A 19,295-nucleotide genomic window follows, 5' to 3' on the forward strand; every position below is an offset into this window, starting at 1 on the left:
ACCAGGCCATTTGTCTGGTGTTTTTTTTAAAAGAAATAATAAAGGATTGCTACAATTACCAATGAAATGATAATACTAATCCATAACATTCTGCTGTTTCCACTTTGATTACTTCTGAACCGGTACTGGCGTTTATATTTATCTAACATATCTTTTTTATTTAATGATGCTTAATGAAAAGCAAATCCATATCAATTTCATCCTTTACATCTACCATTTCCCATATCTTTCATCTTAGGCATGATGATAAGGTTCATTTTTTAGAATACTGAATCCGCGGTATAATTGTTCCACAAAAAATAAACGAATCATTTGATGTGAAAAGGTCATGTCGGATAAGGAAATCAATCCATTTGCCCTTTGGTATATGCGCTCATCAAAACCATATGGACCGCCGATGATAAAAATTAAGTGTTGAACACTGCCAATCATCTGTTTGTTCAAATATTCTGAAAAGGCTACAGAGGAATATTTTTTTCCCTTTTCATCCAGCAAAATAACAACATCGCCATTATTAATTTGTTTGTGTAATAACTCTGCCTCTTTACCCTTTTGCTGCGCTTCACTCAGGTTTTTTACATTCTTCACATCAGGGATTGCTAAAAAGCTAAAATTAATATAATGCTTCAAGCGGTTGATGTATTTATCAATTCCTTCAATCAAATACTTATCCTCCGTTTTGCCAATGGCTATTAAGGTAATCTTCATTTAATATTTTGCTATCTTTAGAATTTTCAGCGATTCAAAGATAATGTTAAAAACGCAAGCACAAATAATATCTGGTTACAGCCAAAAAATTAGTGAAGTAACCCATCGGATTGATCACACGAAAAAGCAGATAGATCAGCTCTCTCTGGTTAGAATAGGACTCTTTCTCATCGAAATTTTATTTTTCGTTTTGCTTCTTAATTCTGCTGACGATAGCTGGCGAACACTTCTTCAGATTTTACTCTTATTGCCTGTTCTGGTATTCGCTTATATTGTTAAAAAGCAAAGTAAACTGGATCGTGAAATTGAATATCAAAAAGAACTGTTGTGGGTTTATCAAAATGAATGGAATATTTTAAACGGTAAGGTTAATGGTTACGATGATGGTAAATCGTTTGAATCAGAGATTCACCCCTATTCCTCTGATCTTGATGTTTTTGGAAATGCATCACTTTATGGTTTGATAAACAGGTGTTATACTAAAAATGGTAAAGAACTGCTGGCTAAAAGTTTAGCAGAAAAAACATCCAGGAACAAAATGCTAGACAGACAGGAGGCTGTAAAAGAAATGCAGACTAAAATTGAAGATACTTTCGATTTCAGGGCTAACCTGCATGGCCACGATGTGGAAAAAATTGAACAGATTAAAATTCAGCTCAAATTTCAGTTAGGTGAACAGCTGGGTTTTATTCGTAAGAAGATCTTGAAATATTATGTTGCCATTACGCCTTATATTTCCGGAATAATATTCTTAGCCGCAATATTTTTAAACAGTACCTTTTGGAATGTCCTTACCATATATATGATCATTAACATTGGTATTACCGTGCTCCAAAACTCAAAAATAAATAAGGCGTTTTATAGCTTCGGGGGCAGTTCTAATTTACTGAATGGTTATGCTGATGCCATTTTATGGACGGAAAACCATCAATGGACCAGTACCTATATCCTGGTTTTATTTCATTCGAAAATACCCGTTAGCCAGGAAATCAAAGGCCTGTCTAAAATTATACAGCGTTTTGATACCAGGTTAAATGTTGTAGTCGGCACCGTACTCAATGCGCTGTCTTTATGGGATCTTAAATGCTGCATTCAACTGAATCATTGGTATCAATCTTCATCTGATGATGTGATTTCGGCACTTAATCATTTAGGTGATTTTGAAGAATTAATTTCTCTGGCTACTTTAGCGCATAATGAGCCAGAATGGGTTTTCCCTGAAATCACAGATGCCTTTGCCTTAAGTACCATAGCGGTTGGCCATCCTTTAATTTCACTCAATATAAGAATAACCAATTCCTTTTCATTAGAAGCAGAACCTACTGTAGATATTATAACAGGCTCCAATATGGCTGGAAAGAGTACTTTCCTCCGTACACTGGGCATCAACATGGTATTGGCTTATGCAGGAGCACCGGTATGTGCACAATCAATGAGTCTTTCCGTTTTCTCGATCAATACCTACATGCGGATTAAAGATTCGCTGAATGAAAGCACCTCTACCTTCAAAGCAGAACTCAATCGTTTGAAGATGATTCTGGATCATGTCGTTCGTGATCCAGATACCTTCGTGTTAATTGATGAAATGTTACGGGGAACCAATAGTCGAGATAAATACCTCGGATCGAAAGTTTTTGTAGAAAAACTGATTGCAGAAGGCACACCTGCACTTTTTGCTACCCATGATCTGCAATTGGCTGATCTTAAAAATGATCACGAACAAACACTTCGTAATTTTCATTTTGATATTCAAATTGCAAATGGTGAGATGAAATTTGATTATAAATTGAAGGAGGGTCCCTGTGCTACTTTTAATGCTGCAATTTTGCTGAAGGAAATTGGATTAACCTTGACTTAATTTTTAGCTAAAATCGTCTGACATAATATGAAGGGAATAATTTAGCTGTAAAATGGTTAAAATTCTTTATCCCATCTTAATTGTTAATGATTTCTTAATAGTAAACTTGCAACTTACGCCCAATCAATTGATAAGATGATTAAAGCAAGTGATTTCGGTAATGATTTTTCATGGGGGGTGGCTACTGCAGCAGCACAGATAGAGGGTGCTGCACAGCTGTATGGCAAAGGTCCTTCCATCTGGGATACTTTTTCTGCCAGAAGTGGAAAAATAAAAAAGGGACATAAACTGGATGTGGCATGCGACTTCTACCATCAATACCATGAGGACCTTCAGCTTGTTAAGCTTTTGGGTTTTAAGGTATTCAGGTTTTCCATTTCCTGGCCCAGAATTTTACCGGAAGGAAGAGGAGAAGTTAATCAGCAAGGAATCAGATTTTATCATAATTTGATCGACGAGTGTCTTACCCTGGGTATTACGCCATGCATTACCTTATACCATTGGGATTTACCACAGGCACTGGAAAATGAAGGTGGCTGGACAAGTTTCAGTATTAATGCCGCATTTAATGCTTTTGTAAGCCGCTGTGCATCAGAATATGGCGATAAAGTTAAAAACTGGCTGGTGTTAAATGAACCCTTCGGATTCACATCATTGGGTTACATGCTGGGAATCCATGCACCTGGCAGAACCGGATTAAGTAATTTTTTTCCTGCTGTTTTACATACCGCCATTGCACAGGCAGACGGGGGCAGGATTCTTCGTGCTGAAATTCAACATGCCAATATTGGTACAACCTATTCCTGCTCTGAGATTATTCCTTATACGCATAGCGATAATGATCTCCTGGCTGCCAAGCGGGTAGATTGTTTAATGAACAGATTATTTGTTGAACCCGCTCAGGGTTTAGGTTTCCCGACAGAAAACTGGGATGTACTAGAGAAATTTCAAATTGAATACGGCACCTGGCGATTAAATGAACGCATGAAGTTTGATTTCGACTTTATCGGTTTGCAAAATTACTTCCCTCTAACTATAAAATACAATGCTTTTATTCCTGTGATTCAGGCCTGGGAAGTTAAAGCGAAGAGCAGAAAGAAACCGCATACCGCAATGGGTTGGGAGATTAATGCTGATAGTTTTTATAGGATTATTAAGCAATTTGCTGCCTATCCTAATATTAAAAATTTGGTGATTAGTGAAAATGGTGCTGCATACCATGATAAGCTAACAGATGGAAATATAGTAGATGCCGAGCGGATCGAATATTTTGAACTGTATCTAAGTGCCTTGCTAAAGGCAAAGAAAGAAGGAATCAATATTACCGGTTACATGGTCTGGACTTTAATGGATAACTTTGAATGGGCAGAAGGCTTTAATGCCCGGTTCGGGTTGGTGCACACAGATTTTAAAACACTGGCGAGGACAATTAAATATTCGGGTTATTGGTGGCAGGAGTTTTTAAGGAATTAGGTTGGGTTTTTCTGGTGATTTGGGGATGATCAATGTAGATTGAAGGGGTTATAGCGTTAGGTATGGATGTAAATTGTTTTCCCGCAGATTTGGAGATGATGAGCGCAGATTGAAGGGGTTATAGCATTAGGTATGGTTGTACATTATTTTCCCGCAGATTTGGAGATGATGAGCGCAGATTGAAGGGGTTATAGCATTAGGTATGGTTGTACATTATTTTCCCGCAGATTTGGAGTGATAAACGCAGATTGAAAGGTATAGCATTATAAAGTGTTATACATTATTTTTCCGCATATAAATTTTTTAATTCCCAAATAATCATTATTTTAACACCATGAGCGATAAAACTATAGTGCATAGCACATATTATAATCCAATGGAAGCCAATATTATTAAATCCAGATTGGAAGATAGTGGTTTTGCTTGTTTTCTTGCAGATGAAAATGTTGCAACGCTTAATCCGCTTTATAATCAGGCAATTGGAGGAGTAAAGCTGATTGTATTTGAAAAAGACGTCATGACGATAAATGAATTGCTTGCTGTCGAATATCCGGTACTCGATCAGCAAGAGTTTAGTGAATATACGCCCGAAGAAACGGCTGGTATAGCCTGTGAAAAATGTGGTTCACTAAATGTGAGCTATGGGATGGCAACACAAGATAAGCACAGTTCATGGGTAAAAGTATTGTCTCTAATATTTTTAGTTCTTCCATTCTTCGCGAAGAAATGCTACCACTGTTATGACTGCGGCTATGAGTTTAAATAAGGCCGTCATCAGTAAAGATTTGTGTTGATTTTCGATTTTAGTTATTTAAATCTGTTAGAAGAATTTTTGAAGAATAGGAAATAGGAAGGGATGTACATTATTTTCCCGCTGATTAGGGTGATAAGCGCAGATGTAGGATGGTATATATGTTTTCCCGCAGATTTTGGGGTGATAATCGCAGATATAGGATTAGGAATGGTTGTATATTATTTTCCAGCAGATCTAAAAGATTAAACATCAACTTTAGTGCTTTAACCAAAATAAAAATCCCGTTCTGATTTTACTCAAAACGGGATTTTATTATGATAGACTCCAGGCTATTGACTGAAGACTTTAGACTGAATTAAAGCGCGGCTTTAGCAGCAGCTTCTGCCCTGATAATGTTTAATGCTCCACCAGCTTTAAACCAGTCGATTTGTTGTGCATTATAACTGTGATTAACCGGGAATGACTCTTCAGTGCCATCTGCATGGTGTAACACCAATGTTAATGGTTTATCAGGTGCAAACTCTGTTAAGCCTAAGATGTCGATTTTATCATCTTCCAGGATTTTATCATAATCATCTTTATCTGCGAAAGTTAAGCCCAACATCCCTTGTTTTTTAAGGTTAGTTTCATGAATACGGGCAAAAGATTTTACCAGTACAGCACGAACACCTAAATGACGAGGTTCCATAGCTGCGTGTTCACGAGATGAACCTTCACCATAATTTTCATCACCAACTACGATTGAACCGATACCCGCCGCTTTATAATCACGTTGTGTAGCCGGAACAGGACCGTATTCGCCTGTTAAATTATTTTTAACATTATCGGTCTTATCATTGAAGTAGTTCACTGCTCCAATTAACATGTTGTTAGAGATATTATCTAAGTGACCACGGAATTTTAACCATGGGCCCGCCATAGAAATATGATCCGTTGTACATTTTCCTTTAGCTTTAATTAAAAGATTCAAACCTTTTAAATCGGTGCCTTCCCAAGGTGTAAATGGATCTAACAGTTGCAAACGGTGAGACGTTGGAGAAACCAAAACTTCCACAGCAGAACCATCGGCAGCTGGTGCCTGATAACCTGCATCCTCTACCGCGAAACCTTTTGTCGGCAATTCGTCACCTGTAGGTGGATCTAATTTGATCTGTTCGCCTTTATCATTTGTTAACGTATCCGTTAATGGATTAAAGCCTAAATCGCCTGCAATAGCAATTGCAGCAACCATTTCTGGTGAGGCTACAAAAGCGAAAGTATTTGGATTACCATCAGCACGTTTAGCAAAGTTTCTGTTAAACGAATGTACGATTGTATTTTTTTCAGCTTTTTCTGAACCTGTTCTGTCCCACATACCGATACATGGTCCACAGGCATTGGTAAAGATAGTTGCGTTTAAATCTTCAAATGTTTTTAAGAAACCATCACGGTCTGCGGTATAACGAACCTGCTCAGATCCAGGATTAATACCAAAATCAGCTTTGGTTACCAATCCTTTTTCAATAGCCTGGTTAGCGATAGATGCTGCTCTTGATAAATCTTCATAAGAAGAGTTGGTACAAGAACCAATCAATCCCCATTCTACTTTTAAAGGCCAGCCATTTTTCTCTGCCTCCACTTTCATCTGAGAAACAGGAGTAGCTAAATCTGGTGTAAAAGGACCATTTAGATAAGGCTCTAACTCATCAAGATTAATTTCAATAACCTGATCGAAATAATTTTCAGGATTAGCATAAACTTCGCTGTCTCCAGTTAAATATGCTGCGATTTTGTTTGCCTCATCAGCAACTTCATTTCTGTTTGTAGCACGTAAATAACGCTCCATGCTTTCATCGTAACCAAAGGTTGAAGTTGTTGCGCCAATTTCAGCACCCATGTTACAGATGGTACCTTTACCTGTACAACTCATTGATGTGGCACCATCACCGAAATATTCTACTATTGCACCCGTACCACCTTTTACAGTTAAGATACCAGCCACTTTCAGGATAACGTCTTTAGCAGCAGTCCAGCCATTTAATTTACCTGTTAGTTTAACTCCAATTAACTTTGGAAATTTAAGTTCCCAAGGTAAACCAGCCATTACATCACAAGCATCAGCACCACCAACACCAATAGCAACCATACCTAAACCACCGGCATTCACGGTGTGTGAGTCGGTTCCAATCATCATTCCACCAGGGAATGCATAATTTTCTAAAACGACCTGGTGAATAATACCCGCTCCGGGTTTCCAGAAGCCGATACCATATTTATTTGATACAGATGATAAGAAATCAAAAACTTCAGCACTTTCTGTTCTGGCGTGAGGCAAATCAATTGAAGCACCTTCTTTTGCGGTAATTAAGTGATCGCAGTGAACGGTAGAGGGAACAGCCACTTGTGGACGGCCCGCCTGCATAAATTGCAAAAGCGCCATTTGAGCGGTTGCATCTTGCATCGCAACGCGGTCTGGTGCGAAATCTACATAATCAGTTCCGCGTGAAAATGCTTTTTTAGGATCGCCATCCCAAAGGTGAGCATACAATATTTTTTCTGATAATGTTAAAGGTCTGCCAACAATTTTACGGGCCGCATCAACACGGCTTCCAAAGTTTGCATACACCTTTTTAATCATGTCTATATCAAAAGCCATCGATTTTATTGGTTAAAAGGTAATACTTCTATTCTAATAGCTGCGAATTTACAAAAAAAAAGCACCTCTTCGGGTCATCCTTAGATCATTGTATTATTTGGAAATGTTCTAAATAAAATATGCTCAGGTGGTTATAAGTATTGAAGTTTCTATAAATGTTTATACTTTTTAGTATAACGTTTGCTAAAATATACTTAATCATGGTATTGATTAATATCCGTAAAAACAATTGTCCGCTAACGAACATAGTTGTTCAATTATGGACGCTTTAAGTTTTAAATAGGAAAGGAATGTGTGCCCAACGCACCTGTAATCAGATTAATTTTATTGGCATAGCAATCGCTAAAAGCTAAAGCGTTGAAAAAGTGAAACCTTTATCCGTAAAATATTTTAAAACCCGTGGTAATGCATATTCCAATCTGTCAAAAGCCTTTAAGCTATCATGAAAAACAATGATGGAGCCGTTCTCGGTATGTTTAATTACATTTTGATAGCATTTTTCAGGAGAAAGTTTAATATCGAAGTCACCACTGAGTACATCCCACATGACGATGTTCAGTTTGGAGTCTGACTTTGGGCTTTGGACTAAGGACTGAAGACTCGCAATCTGACTTTTCTTTATTCTTCCGTAAGGTGGTCTGAAAAGGTTGGTTTGGGTAAGTTGCTGGCATTTTAAAGTGTTTTGGAGATAGGTTTCATCATCGGTTTTCCAGCCTTTTAAATGGTTAAAAGTATGGTTTCCGATGGCATGACTGTCCTTTATAACTTTAGCGTAAATTTCAGGATGCTTTACAATATTATCGCCAATGCAAAAAAAAGTAGCTTTTGCATTAAAGGCTTTTAAAGTTTTTAATACAAATTCTGTAACATTGGGTATAGGTCCATCGTCAAAGGTCAAATAAATAACTTTTTCGGTGCGGGATTTATTCCACAACAAAGATGGATAATACCATTTTAGCAGAAGCGGTGATTTGATCAGGTACATTTAATTTCAAAGTTAGTAAATGCCTGTACAGATTTAAATTATTAGAGTTGTTTATATAGATTTGAAAACAAATTATGAAGATGTTTACCCAAACAAAGTTTTTTACCGGTTCTGTATTGTTAGTTGCGCTAGGTTTTGGCCAAACGCTTAAAGCACAGGAAGTCATTACCATACAGCAAGCGGTTGATAATACCTTGAAAAATAATCTTACTATTAAGCAGGCGCAGTTTAATGCTGCAATTACTGATGAAAATTTAACGCAATCTAAATACGCACTGTATCCGACCTTAAGCGCAAGTGTGAGTCCAAATTTAACATTCGGACGTGGTTTGGATCAAACCACTTTTCAGGTGACCAATCAAACATCCTTATATACAAGCGGTAATTTGAGTTCTAATGTTAATTTGTTTCAAGGCTTTTCTAAAATTAATCAGATCAGACAAAATAAATTGTTATTACAAGCTGATCAAACCAATGTAGACAAGATTAAAAATGATTTAATTTTAAGTGTGGTTACGGCCTACCTTCAGGTTTTATATAATGCTGACTTGGAAAGGGCATCAAAAGAACAACTGGATATAGCCAATAAAACTTTAATCAGGGAAAATGCTTTACTTGATGCGGGAAATAAAACACTTGCTGATGTATCTCAGGCTAAATCTCAGGCGGCCACTGCGGAGCTTAATTTAACAAATGCTCAAAATGCGTTGTCAATTTCTTATTTAACGCTGGGACAACTTATGGAAATGCAACCCAACCAGCGATTTGTTGTGCAGGCGCCATTAATTGATAATGTTAAAGCAGTTTCTTCAGCAGCTAATGCTGAAGAAATTTACAATAATGCCTTGAACATTTTTCCGGATATAAAACTGGCAAATTTACGTTCACTGGCAGCTAAACAAGCAATTGCAGTTGCAAAAGGTGCTTATGCGCCTTCATTAAGTCTGGGTGCCGGACTTAATACTTCTTATTCGTACCAGTTTGATTATTCCGGAGCATTTCCGCAGTCATCATTTGCAGATCAGATTAATCAACGTTTAGGACAAAGTATTGGGATGAGTTTACAGATTCCTATTTTTAATGGATTTACTGCCCGCTCAAATGTCCGGAGGGCGAAAATAACTTATCAGAATACATTAACTTCAGAGCAGCTTGCAAAGAACAATTTAAATAAGGTAATCTTTCAGGCCACAACGGATTTAAAAGCAGCCGAAAGCAGGTACAGTTCTACACAAAATGCTTTTGATGCTCAAAAAGATGCATTTTATGTAGTTGAGCAACGTTACAATGTTGGCCTGGTAAATTCATTGGATTACAGTACAGCCCAGACGAATAGAAATAAAGCGGAAATAGATTTTATTCAGGCTAAATATGATCTTTTATTCAGAGCCAAAGTGATTGATTATTACTTAGGGAAACAGATAACATTTTAAATAACCACAAAGGAAACACATTAACAATTATGAAACTGAAACATATACTCATTACCATTGGTGTGATCATTGCCATTCTTATCGGATTAAAACTGGCGGGCGTGATTGGCGGAGATAAAACTGAGAAAGTAACTACTGAAAAAGCAAACACAAAAAATGTTGTGGAAACAGTAACCGCAAGTGGTAAAATTCAACCCGAAACCGAAGTTAAACTCAGCTCTGAGGTTTCAGGAGAAGTAGTAGAATTGAAGGTTAAGGAAGGTGATATTGTAAAGGCAGGCCAGCTGCTTTGTAAGGTTCGTCCGGATATCTTACAGTCAGGTTATGAAAGAAGCGTGGCAACATTTAATGCACAAAAAGCAAGTGTAGCGGCTGCACAACAACAGCTGATTCAAAATCAGGCTAACTTTGTTAATGCGGAAGCCACCTATAAACGTAATGTTGAACTGTTTCAGAAAAAGGTAATTTCTGCTTCTGAATTTGATTCGGCCAAAGCAGCATATTTAACCGCTAAAGCAACATTAGCCAGTGCTAAAGAAAGTGTAACCGGTGCCAAATTTACACTGGAGCAAACTGGTGCAAATGTGAAAGAAGCAGGAGCGAACTTAGCCAGAACAACAATTTATGCGCCGGCAGACGGGGTAGTTTCTAAACTTTCCATCGAATTAGGCGACCGTATTTTAGGTACTTCTCAAATGGCCGGTACCGAAATTATGCGCATATCAAATTTATCTTCCATGGAAGTGAATGTGGATGTGAATGAAAATGATATTACCCGCGTTAAGGTGGGTGATAAGGCTGCAATAGAAGTTGACGCATTTTCTGATAAAAAATTCAGGGGAATCGTTACTGAAATTGCCAGTTCATCAACCGCTGTTGGTACGACCACCGGCACTTCTGTAGATCAGGTAACCAACTTTTCAGTTAAAATCAGGATTACTGAGGTTATGGAAGGCAAACAGCAATCTATTTTCCGTCCCGGGATGTCAGCTACAGTAGATATCGAAAGTGCTTCAGTGAATGGTTTAGCCATTCCGATTCAGGCCGTATTTACTGAAAGCGGTAAAAATGCCGATCAAAACCAAGGGAATCAGGAAAGTGCAGATAAACAAAAATCTAAATTAACAGATAAAAAGGTTAAGCAGTTTGTATACACTTACGATGCTAAAACCAAAAAGGTTAAAAAAGCTGAAGTAACCACTGGTATCCAAAACGATCAGTTTATTATTGTTAAATCTGGTCTTAAAGCCGGACAAGAAATTGTAACCGGACCATATTCTGCCATTCAAAATAAATTAAAGGATGGAATGATCGTAGAAAAAACAGCTAAAGACCAATTGTTTAGCAAAGACGGTAAAAAGTAGATGATAATTAATCGCAAGAAATAGTAACTTGCGTTGTTTAAGGTGTAAGGTTTAGGATTTAAGGCAATGGTCTATATCCTAAAGCTTACACCTTTTACCTTAAATCTTTTTTATAGAATGGTACCTAAAATAGCAATGATAGGAGGCGGTAGCTGGGCTACGGCTATTGTGAAAATGCTATCTGATAATTTATCTGAGAAGGAAATTTATTGGTGGATGCGTAATGAAGTGGCGATAGAACACATTAAAAAGTTCAAGCACAATCCTCATTACCTTAGTTCTGTAGAAATTAAATTGCCTGAACATCAGATTTCTTCAGATATTGCCTGTATCATCCAGTCAGCAGATTTTGTCATCTTGAATGTTCCTGCTGCTTTTTTAAAGGAAAGTTTAAAAGGCATCACTCCGGAAGATTTAAAAGGGAAAAAAATTATTTCGGCGATAAAAGGAATCGTACCGGAGGATAACCTGATCATCGGTGAGTTTTTGCACGAAGTTTATCAGGTGCCTTATGAAAATATTTTAGTGGTCAGTGGTCCCTGCCATGCAGAGGAAGTGGCTTTCGAAAAGCTTTCTTACCTGACCATTGCCTGCACGGATGTGGAAAAGGCTGCTACATTTGCGGCGTTTTTAAATACCCGTTATATCAAAACCAATGTATCAGATGATATTTTCGGTACCGAATACGCTGCAGTATTAAAAAATATTTATGCGGTGGCCAGCGGTATTTGCCATGGTATTGGTTATGGTGATAATTTCCAGGCCGTATTAATCAGCAATGCCATCCGTGAAATTAAGCGTTTTGTTGATGCAGTGCATCCAATCGACAGAGATATTATGGAATCTGCCTATCTGGGCGATTTACTGGTTACGGCTTACTCTCAGTTCAGTCGTAACCGTACTTTTGGCAATATGGTAGGCAAGGGCTATACCGTTAAATCGGCACAGCTTGAAATGAATATGATTGCGGAGGGCTATTATGCCGTTAAATGCATGCATATTAAAAATCAGTCATATGATGTAGATATGCCAATCAGCAAGGCCGTTCATAATATTTTATACGGTAACCGTTCACCGCAGGTGGAGATGAAGTTACTGGCTGAAAAATTAAATTAATCATTTGTTGCGGTGATGGAAAAGATGTACTACACCACGTTTATTGCACCGCTTACCATTCTTTGATGGTATTACCTTCAATTTATTAATCTGGTTTTTAACCCTGGAATGAAAATGTAAAATTATTTAACATTTTGGTTGCCTGTAAATTAAAACAAAATTAATCAACGGCTGTTATCATCTGAAATAAATATAAAGGCCATGAAAAAGAAATTTTCAATCGGATTATTAGCGCTTGCATTAGTTGGTGGATTAACCTTCAGTGCTGGTGCACAAGAGAAAAAAACAGAAGTAGGAAAAGCATTAGATCATACCGGTAAAGCTATTGAAAAAGGTGCAAAATCTGTAGGCAATAAAACGGCTGAAGTTGCTGTTAAAGGTGGTTCAAAGGTTGCAGATAAAACCTGGAAAGGTAAGATGGCACCTGATGGTTCTGATGTATACATCAATTCGAAAAACGAAAAGTATTATGTTAATGCTAAAGGTGCAAAAATCTGGTTAAAAGCTAGCCAGATCAAAAACAGACCACAATCTAAAAAATAGGGTCAGGCAAATTTAGTAAGGAAAGCAGCTCATTCATAATGAGCTGCTTTTTTGCTTTATAATTTTAGCGAAAATATACTTTTGATGTAGAAATCGTCATTTGGTACCATTGTTTCCAGAGGTACTGCTACCTGATTTATTAACAATTGCTCTGTTTTGTTTCCATTCATCTTCAGGTTAAGCGCTAACGGCTGGCGATCGCCAAGTTTCAGGAAAAATGTGTGATTGATATTTTTAGCAAGTGACGTAATTTGGGTGGAAAATAATTGGTTAAATGCATATACCGTGGTTCCACGAGAGAAAGATTGCCTGATGGTAAATTCTATTGACTGCGAAACACCTTGATTGTCCTTATAATAAAGTTGTATTTGATCTTTACTAAATGCACCAACATTTGCTGCATTTAACAAATCTGAACCATTATTTCCTTTTATAGATAAACTTAAGTAAGATGGTTCTTCGGTAGGGGAGCAGGCACATGCACCTCCACCCGGATCAATTGTTTTTTTACAAGCAATGCCAACGACAAGCATGACTGCGAGAACGATAAAGATTTTTTTCATAATTGTTTTTTTCTTTAAACGACTGTGTTAGGGATACCGCTACAGTTCAGAGAAAAAATAACAGCAAAAAAAATCCCGATAGGAGTAATTGCTATCGGGATTAATGTAAAGGTAATTATCTTAAACGATTGTGCCATACAAATCGAAATCTTCGGCACGGTCTATTTTAACCTGAACGAAACTTCCGTTTGCGGCATAACCTGTTGCAGCATCTATTAAAACTTCATTGTCTACTTCTGGAGAATCAAACTCTGTTCTTCCCACAAAGAAGTCGCCTTCTTTTTTGTCAACCAATACTTTAAATGTCTGACCAACTTTTTCCTGGTTGATCTCAAATGAAATGCCTTGCTGAATTTCCATAATGTCATCAACACGTTGTTGCTTTACCTCATCAGGTACATTGTCAATCAGCGTATGTGCATGTGTTTTTTCTTCATGCGAATACGTGAAACAACCTAAGCGATCAAATTTAGTTTCTGCCACCCAAGCAGCCATTTCTTCAAAATCATGCTGTGTTTCACCGGGATAACCACAAATCAATGTTGTACGCATGGCTATATTCGGCACCTTATCTCTGATCTGGTTTACCAGGTCGATGGTTTTCTGTTTCGTGGTCCCACGGCGCATGGATTTTAACATGTTATCCGTAATGTGCTGCAACGGCATGTCGAGGTAATTACAAATGTTATCACGCTCATTCATGGCATCTAAAATTTCCATTGGGAAACCACTCGGATAGGCATATTGCAAACGGATCCATTCAATTCCGGGAACGTCAGAAAGGCGGCGCATCAGTTCATCTAATTTGCGAACGCCATATAAATCAAGCCCATAATAGGTGAGGTCCTGCGCAATTAAAATTAACTCTTTTGTGCCATTTTTGGCCAGGATTTTGGCTTCGTTAACCAATTCTTCCATGGGTTTACTCATGTGCTTTCCGCGCATCAGCGGGATGGCACAAAATGAACACGGACGGTTACAGCCTTCGGCAATTTTAAAATAGGCGAAATGAGAAGGGGTGGTAAGCAAACGTTCACCAATCAGTTCATGTTTGTAATTCGCTCCTAGTTCATGTAAGATATTTTGCAAATCATTGGTGCCGAAAAAGGCATCAACATTGGTGATTTCTGATTCTAGTTCGGGTTTGTAACGCTCAGATAAACATCCTGTAACTACAACCTTTCCTATCTTGCCAGCTTCTTTCAGCTCGCTGAACTGCAGAATGGTATCAATTGATTCCTGTTTGGCATTATCTATAAATCCACATGTATTAATGACTACGATATCATCTTTTCCCATTTTGTCAGATTCGTGCACCACATTTAAATTGTTTCCACGCAGCTGTCCCATCAATACTTCCGAATCGTAAATATTTTTAGAGCAACCCAAAGTAATCACATTGATTTTAGGTTGTTTTATAGCAGATTTACTTTTTATAATTTTGGTATTCATATTATTGTTTATTACGTCTTACCTACGGTTTGATGTCACAGATTTGACGATTCCACAGATCGGATGTGGTATTTAAGAGATTAAACCGATATCCTTTTAACTTCGCAACTTATGTTTCCAAAGTTAATCAATAATCCAGTTTTAATTTTACTGGCCTTTAAATAGGAAATAACCTGATGCTGGAATAATTTTGGTTGAAATCCTGTTATGGATTTAAGCTCTACTATCACTTTGTTTTCAACTACTAAATCACATCGAAATTTACCAATCATCTGATTTTCAAATATGACTACAAATTCCTTTTCAACTTCAAAACTGAGCCCGGCTTGGCGAAGTTTTATTTTAAGTGCATTTGCATAGATTCTCTCTAAAAAGCCTGGTCCTAATTGAGTATGAACTTCATAACAACAGCCAATTATAATTCTTGTAAGTTCATGATTTTCATATGCTTCCATTATTGAAATTACATAAAATCGGTGTAATCATGTAATCTATGGAATCAACCACGAAGTAAAAAATATTTGTACTCAACAGATTGCGTTATTTAAACAAGCTATTCACAAACTCTTTTTTATCAAAAAGCTGTAAATCTCCTATTTTTTCACCCACACCAATGTATTTAACGGGTATTTTAAACTGATCAGAAATACCAATTACCACGCCGCCTTTAGCCGTTCCGTCTAGTTTTGTAATGGCTAATGCATTTACATCAGTAGCTTCTGTAAACTGCTTGCATTGCTCAAAAGCATTTTGTCCGGTAGAGGCATCCAGCACCAATAAAATCTCATGTGGGGCATTGGGTACCACTTTTTGCATCACCTGCTTAATTTTACCCAGCTCATTCATCAGGCCAACTTTATTATGTAAACGGCCGGCTGTATCGATAATTACGACATCTTCACCAGCAGCTACGGCTGATTGCAACGTGTCAAAAGCAACAGAAGCAGGATCAGAGCCCATGGCTTGCGCCACTACCCGAACACCTACACGTTCACCCCAGAGTTTAATCTGATCTACAGCTGCCGCCCTAAAAGTATCAGCCGCACCTAAAACAACTTTTAAGCCCGATTCTTTCAGTTTATGCGCCAGCTTACCAATCGTTGTGGTTTTTCCTACGCCATTTACACCCACGACCATAATGACATAAGGCTTGTGGTCGCCATATTCAAACTGGCGGAAATCATTGCTGTTGTTTTCTGATAAAAGCAATTGGATTTCATCGCGAAGGATGTAATTCAATTCAGAAGTATTGAGGTATTTATCTTTTGATACACGGCCCTCAATACGTGAGATAATCTTTAAAGTGGTTTTTACGCCCACATCAGAAGTGACTAAAACTTCCTCCAGGTTATCCAGTACTTCATCATCAACAGTAGATTTACCGGCAACAGCTTTGGTAATTTTATTAAAGAAACCATCTTTTGTTTTCTCTAAACCCTTCTCTAAAGCTTCCTGAGCTTCAGGCGCAGTCTCTTTCTTCTTGAAAAAATCAAATAAGCCCATATCTAAATTTTATATAACAAAAAAAGCCCTTCCGGTTAAAACGGAACGGCCTTTAATATGTTCAATATTAAAATACTAACCTTATTTAGATGCAACAGCATCTTTTACGTGGTCGTTATGAACGATAAGTTCTTTAAATGAATAAGCACCTGTTTTTGGTGATTTAACCATTGTAATTACTTTCGAATATTCTTTACCTGTACCTGTTTTAAGGGTTGCAACTACTTTCTTTGCCATGTTTTTATAATTTTAATGATCGAATTATAGAATGTTGAAATGAAAGAATTTTTAACTCAATCATTGAATCAATCTATCATCCAATTATTTTATCTCTTTATGTACGGTTACTTTTCTCAATACCGGATTGAATTTTTTCAATTCTAAACGCTCGGTCGTGTTTTTACGGTTTTTGGTAGAAATATATCTAGACATACCTGGCATGCCACTTTCTTTATGTTCAGTACATTCTAAAATAACCTGAACTCTGTTACCTTTTTTTGCCATTATAATATAAATTTAAACTGTTAATCTCAACAGTTAATGTTTTTACAAAAATCCTTTTTTAACGAAACGGTTAATGGCTTCGCTGATACCCACTTTATTAATGGTTTTGATCGCTGAAGTTGAAACTTTCAACGTAATCCAACGGTTTTCTTCAGGAATATAAAATTTCTGAAGTTGAAGGTTCGGGTAAAATTTGCGTTTGGTTTTAACGTTTGAGTGAGAAACGTTGTTACCTACCATTGCTTTTTTTCCTGTTAAATCACAAACTCTTGACATGACTTGTAAATATAGTTGTTAATATCGTCCGCTTAATTTTTTTAAGAGTGTGCAAATATCTGAATAATAAATGAAAAGCGCAAGAGAGCCTGTAAATATTTTCATATATTTTTTAAATATGGTGCAAGATTCATTTTAATCATCTTTGAATATTTCTCCTTATCATTATTTAATTAAATTAGCCGATACTAATCCAAAACATATAATTGAGCAATGCAAATTACATCTTTTAAGCAATACGAGGAAGATTTCAAAAAAAGCGTAGAAAATCCGGAACAGTTCTGGGGGGAGGTTGCGCAGAATTTTCAATGGCGTAAACCTTGGTTTAAGGTATTGTCATGGAATTTTGAAGCACCTGAAATCAAATGGTTTGAAGGTGCAAAACTGAATATTACCGAAAATTGTCTGGATCGCCACCTGGAAAAAAGCGGTGATCAACCAGCCATCATCTGGGAACCCAATAATCCTGAAGAAGAAAGCGTTACGCTTACCTATAAAATGCTGCATGAACGTGTTTGCCGCTTTGCCAATGTATTAAAACGCAATGGTGCAAAAAAAGGCGACCGCATTTGTATCTATATGCCAATGGTTCCGGAACTGGCGATCGCTGTTTTGGCTTGTGCCAGAATCGGTGCCGTTCACTCCGTCATTTTTGGCGGTTTTTCTGCTAAATCAATCGCCGATCGTATTAATGATTCGCAATGTAAAGTGGTGATCACAGCAGATGGTGCCTATCGCGGAAGTAAACAGATTCCTTTAAAGGATGTAATTGATGATGCACTGATTGGTTGCCCAACGGTAGAAAAATGTATTGTGCTGACACATGTGCGTACGCCTGTTTCCATGTTAAAAGGTCGTGATGTATGGTGGGAAGATGAAGTGAAGCATGTTAATGATATTTGTGAAGCGGAAGAAATGGATGCAGAAGACATGCTTTTCATTCTTTATACATCCGGTTCAACCGGAAAACCAAAAGGTGTTGTGCATACCTGTGGCGGCTACATGGTTTATGCCGGTTATACATTTGCCAACGTCTTCAATTACCAGCCGGGGGAAGTTTATTTCTGTACGGCAGATATTGGCTGGATTACGGGTCACTCTTACATTGTTTACGGTCCGCTGTCTCAAGGTGCAACTTCAGTATTATTTGAAGGCATCCCTACTTATCCAACCCCATCCCGTTTTTGGGATGTTGTAGAAAAACACAAAGTAAATACTTTATATACGGCGCCAACAGCAATTCGGTCTTTAATGAGTTATGGTGATGAACCACTTGAAGGGAAAGACCTGAGCAGCATCCGCGTTTTAGGATCGGTAGGAGAACCTATTAACGAAGAAGCCTGGCACTGGTTCGATGAAAAAATAGGAAAGGGTAAAGCGCCTATTGTTGATACCTGGTGGCAAACAGAAACCGGAGGGATCATGATTTCGCCCATCGCTACAGTAACACCTACCAAACCTAGTTTTGCAACCTTGCCTTTGCCTGGCATTCAGCCTATTCTGGTTGATGAAAACGGGCAGGAAATTGTTGGGAATGGTGTAATGGGGAATCTGTGTATTAAATTTCCATGGCCTGGAATGCTGCGAACTACTTATGGAGACCATGAGCGGTGTAAACAGACTTATTTTTCTACTTATCCAAATTTATATTTTACAGGAGACGGGTGCTTACGCGATGAGGATGGTTATTACAGAATTACCGGGCGTGTTGATGATGTTTTAAATGTTTCAGGGCATCGGATCGGGACTGCTGAAGTGGAGAATGCCATCAATATGCATGCTGGAGTAGTGGAAAGTGCGGTTGTAGGTTATCCACACGATGTCAAGGGGCAAGGCATTTATGCCTTCGTGATTAACCCTGAAATGCATGGTGAAGCTGAACTGACTAAAAAAGATATCCTTCAAACCGTAACACGTGTTATTGGCGCAATTGCTAAGCCCGATAAAATTCTTTTTGTTTCAGGCTTGCCTAAAACACGTTCCGGTAAAATTATGCGGAGAATATTAAGGAAAGTAGCAGAGGGTGATACTTCAAATTTGGGTGATACCTCAACATTGTTGGATCCGGCTGTGGTAGATGAAATTATTGAAGCGGCTAAAGCTTTGAAGTAGTGTAATATTGATTTAA

Annotated in this window: 18 protein-coding genes; 8 read left to right on the forward strand and 10 right to left on the reverse strand. The window is 37.7% G+C overall.

The features are described from left to right. Nucleotides 1-234 precede the first annotated feature (234 nt). The gene (rlmH, locus tag CBW18_RS14210; protein WP_088301979.1) at nucleotides 235-708 is read right to left on the reverse strand and encodes a 23S rRNA (pseudouridine(1915)-N(3))-methyltransferase RlmH; all 474 of its coding nucleotides are present in this window, start codon (nucleotides 706-708) and stop codon (nucleotides 235-237) included. A gap of 43 nt (nucleotides 709-751) precedes the next feature. Between rlmH and CBW18_RS14215 the strand changes: the two genes are divergently transcribed. From CBW18_RS14215 to CBW18_RS14225, 3 genes are all read left to right on the forward strand, one after another. Then, entirely contained in the window at nucleotides 752-2,566 is a 1,815-nt protein-coding gene (locus CBW18_RS14215; RefSeq protein ID WP_088301980.1) for a DNA mismatch repair protein MutS, read from the forward strand. A 135-nt stretch (nucleotides 2,567-2,701) separates the two neighbouring features. Next, nucleotides 2,702-4,039 (forward strand): GH1 family beta-glucosidase, encoded by a 1,338-nt coding sequence (locus CBW18_RS14220; RefSeq protein ID WP_088301981.1) that lies wholly within the window; start codon nucleotides 2,702-2,704, stop codon nucleotides 4,037-4,039. 334 nt (nucleotides 4,040-4,373) lie between these two features. Continuing rightward, entirely contained in the window at nucleotides 4,374-4,805 is a 432-nt protein-coding gene (locus tag CBW18_RS14225; protein ID WP_088301982.1) for a putative signal transducing protein, read from the forward strand. Nucleotides 4,806-5,148: 343 nt separating this feature from the next. On the opposite strand, the gene CBW18_RS14230 is transcribed toward CBW18_RS14225, so the two are convergent. Both CBW18_RS14230 and CBW18_RS14235 read right to left on the reverse strand, forming a co-directional pair. Next, nucleotides 5,149-7,428 (reverse strand): aconitate hydratase, encoded by a 2,280-nt coding sequence (locus CBW18_RS14230; RefSeq protein ID WP_088301983.1) that lies wholly within the window; start codon nucleotides 7,426-7,428, stop codon nucleotides 5,149-5,151. Between the two features lie 349 nt (nucleotides 7,429-7,777). Then, nucleotides 7,778-8,413 carry a polysaccharide deacetylase family protein gene (locus CBW18_RS14235; protein WP_088301984.1) on the reverse strand — a complete coding sequence of 212 codons (636 nt, stop codon included), beginning with the start codon at nucleotides 8,411-8,413 and terminating at the stop codon, nucleotides 7,778-7,780. A gap of 74 nt (nucleotides 8,414-8,487) precedes the next feature. Between CBW18_RS14235 and CBW18_RS14240 the strand changes: the two genes are divergently transcribed. The 4 genes from CBW18_RS14240 to CBW18_RS14255 all read left to right on the forward strand — a co-directional run bounded on the left by CBW18_RS14240 (nucleotide 8,488) and on the right by CBW18_RS14255 (nucleotide 12,869). Then, the gene (locus tag CBW18_RS14240; protein ID WP_088301985.1) at nucleotides 8,488-9,846 is read left to right on the forward strand and encodes a TolC family protein; all 1,359 of its coding nucleotides are present in this window, start codon (nucleotides 8,488-8,490) and stop codon (nucleotides 9,844-9,846) included. Between the two features lie 29 nt (nucleotides 9,847-9,875). After that, nucleotides 9,876-11,210, forward strand: coding sequence for an efflux RND transporter periplasmic adaptor subunit (locus CBW18_RS14245; protein ID WP_088301986.1), 1,335 nt, complete (start codon nucleotides 9,876-9,878; stop codon nucleotides 11,208-11,210). 117 nt (nucleotides 11,211-11,327) lie between these two features. Then, entirely contained in the window at nucleotides 11,328-12,326 is a 999-nt protein-coding gene (locus CBW18_RS14250; RefSeq protein ID WP_253249045.1) for an NAD(P)H-dependent glycerol-3-phosphate dehydrogenase, read from the forward strand. Nucleotides 12,327-12,527: 201 nt separating this feature from the next. Then, nucleotides 12,528-12,869 carry a hypothetical protein gene (locus tag CBW18_RS14255; protein WP_088301987.1) on the forward strand — a complete coding sequence of 114 codons (342 nt, stop codon included), beginning with the start codon at nucleotides 12,528-12,530 and terminating at the stop codon, nucleotides 12,867-12,869. Between the two features lie 56 nt (nucleotides 12,870-12,925). On the opposite strand, the gene CBW18_RS14260 is transcribed toward CBW18_RS14255, so the two are convergent. From CBW18_RS14260 to rpmB, 7 genes are all read right to left on the reverse strand, one after another. Beyond that, a complete protein-coding gene (locus tag CBW18_RS14260) occupies nucleotides 12,926-13,432 on the reverse strand; it encodes a hypothetical protein (protein WP_088301988.1) in 507 nt (168 codons plus the stop codon). A gap of 120 nt (nucleotides 13,433-13,552) precedes the next feature. Then, complete coding sequence (gene rimO / locus CBW18_RS14265) at nucleotides 13,553-14,884, reverse strand: 30S ribosomal protein S12 methylthiotransferase RimO (RefSeq protein ID WP_088301989.1); 1,332 nt, start codon at nucleotides 14,882-14,884, stop codon at nucleotides 13,553-13,555. A gap of 80 nt (nucleotides 14,885-14,964) precedes the next feature. After that, entirely contained in the window at nucleotides 14,965-15,339 is a 375-nt protein-coding gene (locus CBW18_RS14270; RefSeq protein ID WP_088301990.1) for a GxxExxY protein, read from the reverse strand. A gap of 85 nt (nucleotides 15,340-15,424) precedes the next feature. Beyond that, nucleotides 15,425-16,387: a signal recognition particle-docking protein FtsY gene (gene ftsY, locus CBW18_RS14275; protein WP_088301991.1), complete on the reverse strand. Its 963-nt coding sequence runs from the start codon at nucleotides 16,385-16,387 to the stop codon at nucleotides 15,425-15,427. Nucleotides 16,388-16,468: 81 nt separating this feature from the next. After that, the gene (locus tag CBW18_RS14280) at nucleotides 16,469-16,624 is read right to left on the reverse strand and encodes a DUF4295 domain-containing protein (RefSeq protein ID WP_088301992.1); all 156 of its coding nucleotides are present in this window, start codon (nucleotides 16,622-16,624) and stop codon (nucleotides 16,469-16,471) included. Nucleotides 16,625-16,708: 84 nt separating this feature from the next. Next, on the reverse strand, nucleotides 16,709-16,891 hold the full coding sequence (gene rpmG / locus CBW18_RS14285) for a 50S ribosomal protein L33 (protein ID WP_010599807.1): 183 nt from the start codon (nucleotides 16,889-16,891) through the stop codon (nucleotides 16,709-16,711). A gap of 42 nt (nucleotides 16,892-16,933) precedes the next feature. Next, on the reverse strand, nucleotides 16,934-17,167 hold the full coding sequence (rpmB, locus tag CBW18_RS14290) for a 50S ribosomal protein L28 (RefSeq protein WP_025145121.1): 234 nt from the start codon (nucleotides 17,165-17,167) through the stop codon (nucleotides 16,934-16,936). 213 nt (nucleotides 17,168-17,380) lie between these two features. Here rpmB and acs point away from each other — a divergent pair, with 213 nt between their 5' ends. Next, nucleotides 17,381-19,279 carry an acetate--CoA ligase gene (acs, locus tag CBW18_RS14295; protein ID WP_088301993.1) on the forward strand — a complete coding sequence of 633 codons (1,899 nt, stop codon included), beginning with the start codon at nucleotides 17,381-17,383 and terminating at the stop codon, nucleotides 19,277-19,279. The last annotated feature ends 16 nt before the right edge of the window (nucleotides 19,280-19,295 follow it).

Origin of the sequence: Pedobacter sp. AJM, assembly GCF_002197755.1 — a bacterium.
Taxonomy (GTDB): Bacteria; Bacteroidota; Bacteroidia; order Sphingobacteriales; family Sphingobacteriaceae; genus Pedobacter.

Coding starts and splice junctions, on each gene's coding strand:
- rpmB (WP_025145121.1), bottom strand. CDS start 17,167: ATGTCAAGAGTTTGTGATTTAACAGGAAAAAAAGCAATGGTAGGTAAC.
- acs (WP_088301993.1), top strand. CDS start 17,381: ATGCAAATTACATCTTTTAAGCAATACGAGGAAGATTTCAAAAAAAGC.
- rpmG (WP_010599807.1), bottom strand. CDS start 16,891: ATGGCAAAAAAAGGTAACAGAGTTCAGGTTATTTTAGAATGTACTGAA.
- CBW18_RS14245 (WP_088301986.1), top strand. CDS start 9,876: ATGAAACTGAAACATATACTCATTACCATTGGTGTGATCATTGCCATT.
- CBW18_RS14215 (WP_088301980.1), top strand. CDS start 752: ATGTTAAAAACGCAAGCACAAATAATATCTGGTTACAGCCAAAAAATT.
- CBW18_RS14280 (WP_088301992.1), bottom strand. CDS start 16,624: ATGGCAAAGAAAGTAGTTGCAACCCTTAAAACAGGTACAGGTAAAGAA.
- CBW18_RS14220 (WP_088301981.1), top strand. CDS start 2,702: ATGATTAAAGCAAGTGATTTCGGTAATGATTTTTCATGGGGGGTGGCT.
- CBW18_RS14255 (WP_088301987.1), top strand. CDS start 12,528: ATGAAAAAGAAATTTTCAATCGGATTATTAGCGCTTGCATTAGTTGGT.
- CBW18_RS14230 (WP_088301983.1), bottom strand. CDS start 7,428: ATGGCTTTTGATATAGACATGATTAAAAAGGTGTATGCAAACTTTGGA.
- CBW18_RS14270 (WP_088301990.1), bottom strand. CDS start 15,339: ATGGAAGCATATGAAAATCATGAACTTACAAGAATTATAATTGGCTGT.
- CBW18_RS14250 (WP_253249045.1), top strand. CDS start 11,328: ATGGTACCTAAAATAGCAATGATAGGAGGCGGTAGCTGGGCTACGGCT.
- rlmH (WP_088301979.1), bottom strand. CDS start 708: ATGAAGATTACCTTAATAGCCATTGGCAAAACGGAGGATAAGTATTTG.
- CBW18_RS14260 (WP_088301988.1), bottom strand. CDS start 13,432: ATGAAAAAAATCTTTATCGTTCTCGCAGTCATGCTTGTCGTTGGCATT.
- CBW18_RS14225 (WP_088301982.1), top strand. CDS start 4,374: ATGAGCGATAAAACTATAGTGCATAGCACATATTATAATCCAATGGAA.
- ftsY (WP_088301991.1), bottom strand. CDS start 16,387: ATGGGCTTATTTGATTTTTTCAAGAAGAAAGAGACTGCGCCTGAAGCT.
- CBW18_RS14240 (WP_088301985.1), top strand. CDS start 8,488: ATGAAGATGTTTACCCAAACAAAGTTTTTTACCGGTTCTGTATTGTTA.
- rimO (WP_088301989.1), bottom strand. CDS start 14,884: ATGAATACCAAAATTATAAAAAGTAAATCTGCTATAAAACAACCTAAA.
- CBW18_RS14235 (WP_088301984.1), bottom strand. CDS start 8,413: ATGTACCTGATCAAATCACCGCTTCTGCTAAAATGGTATTATCCATCT.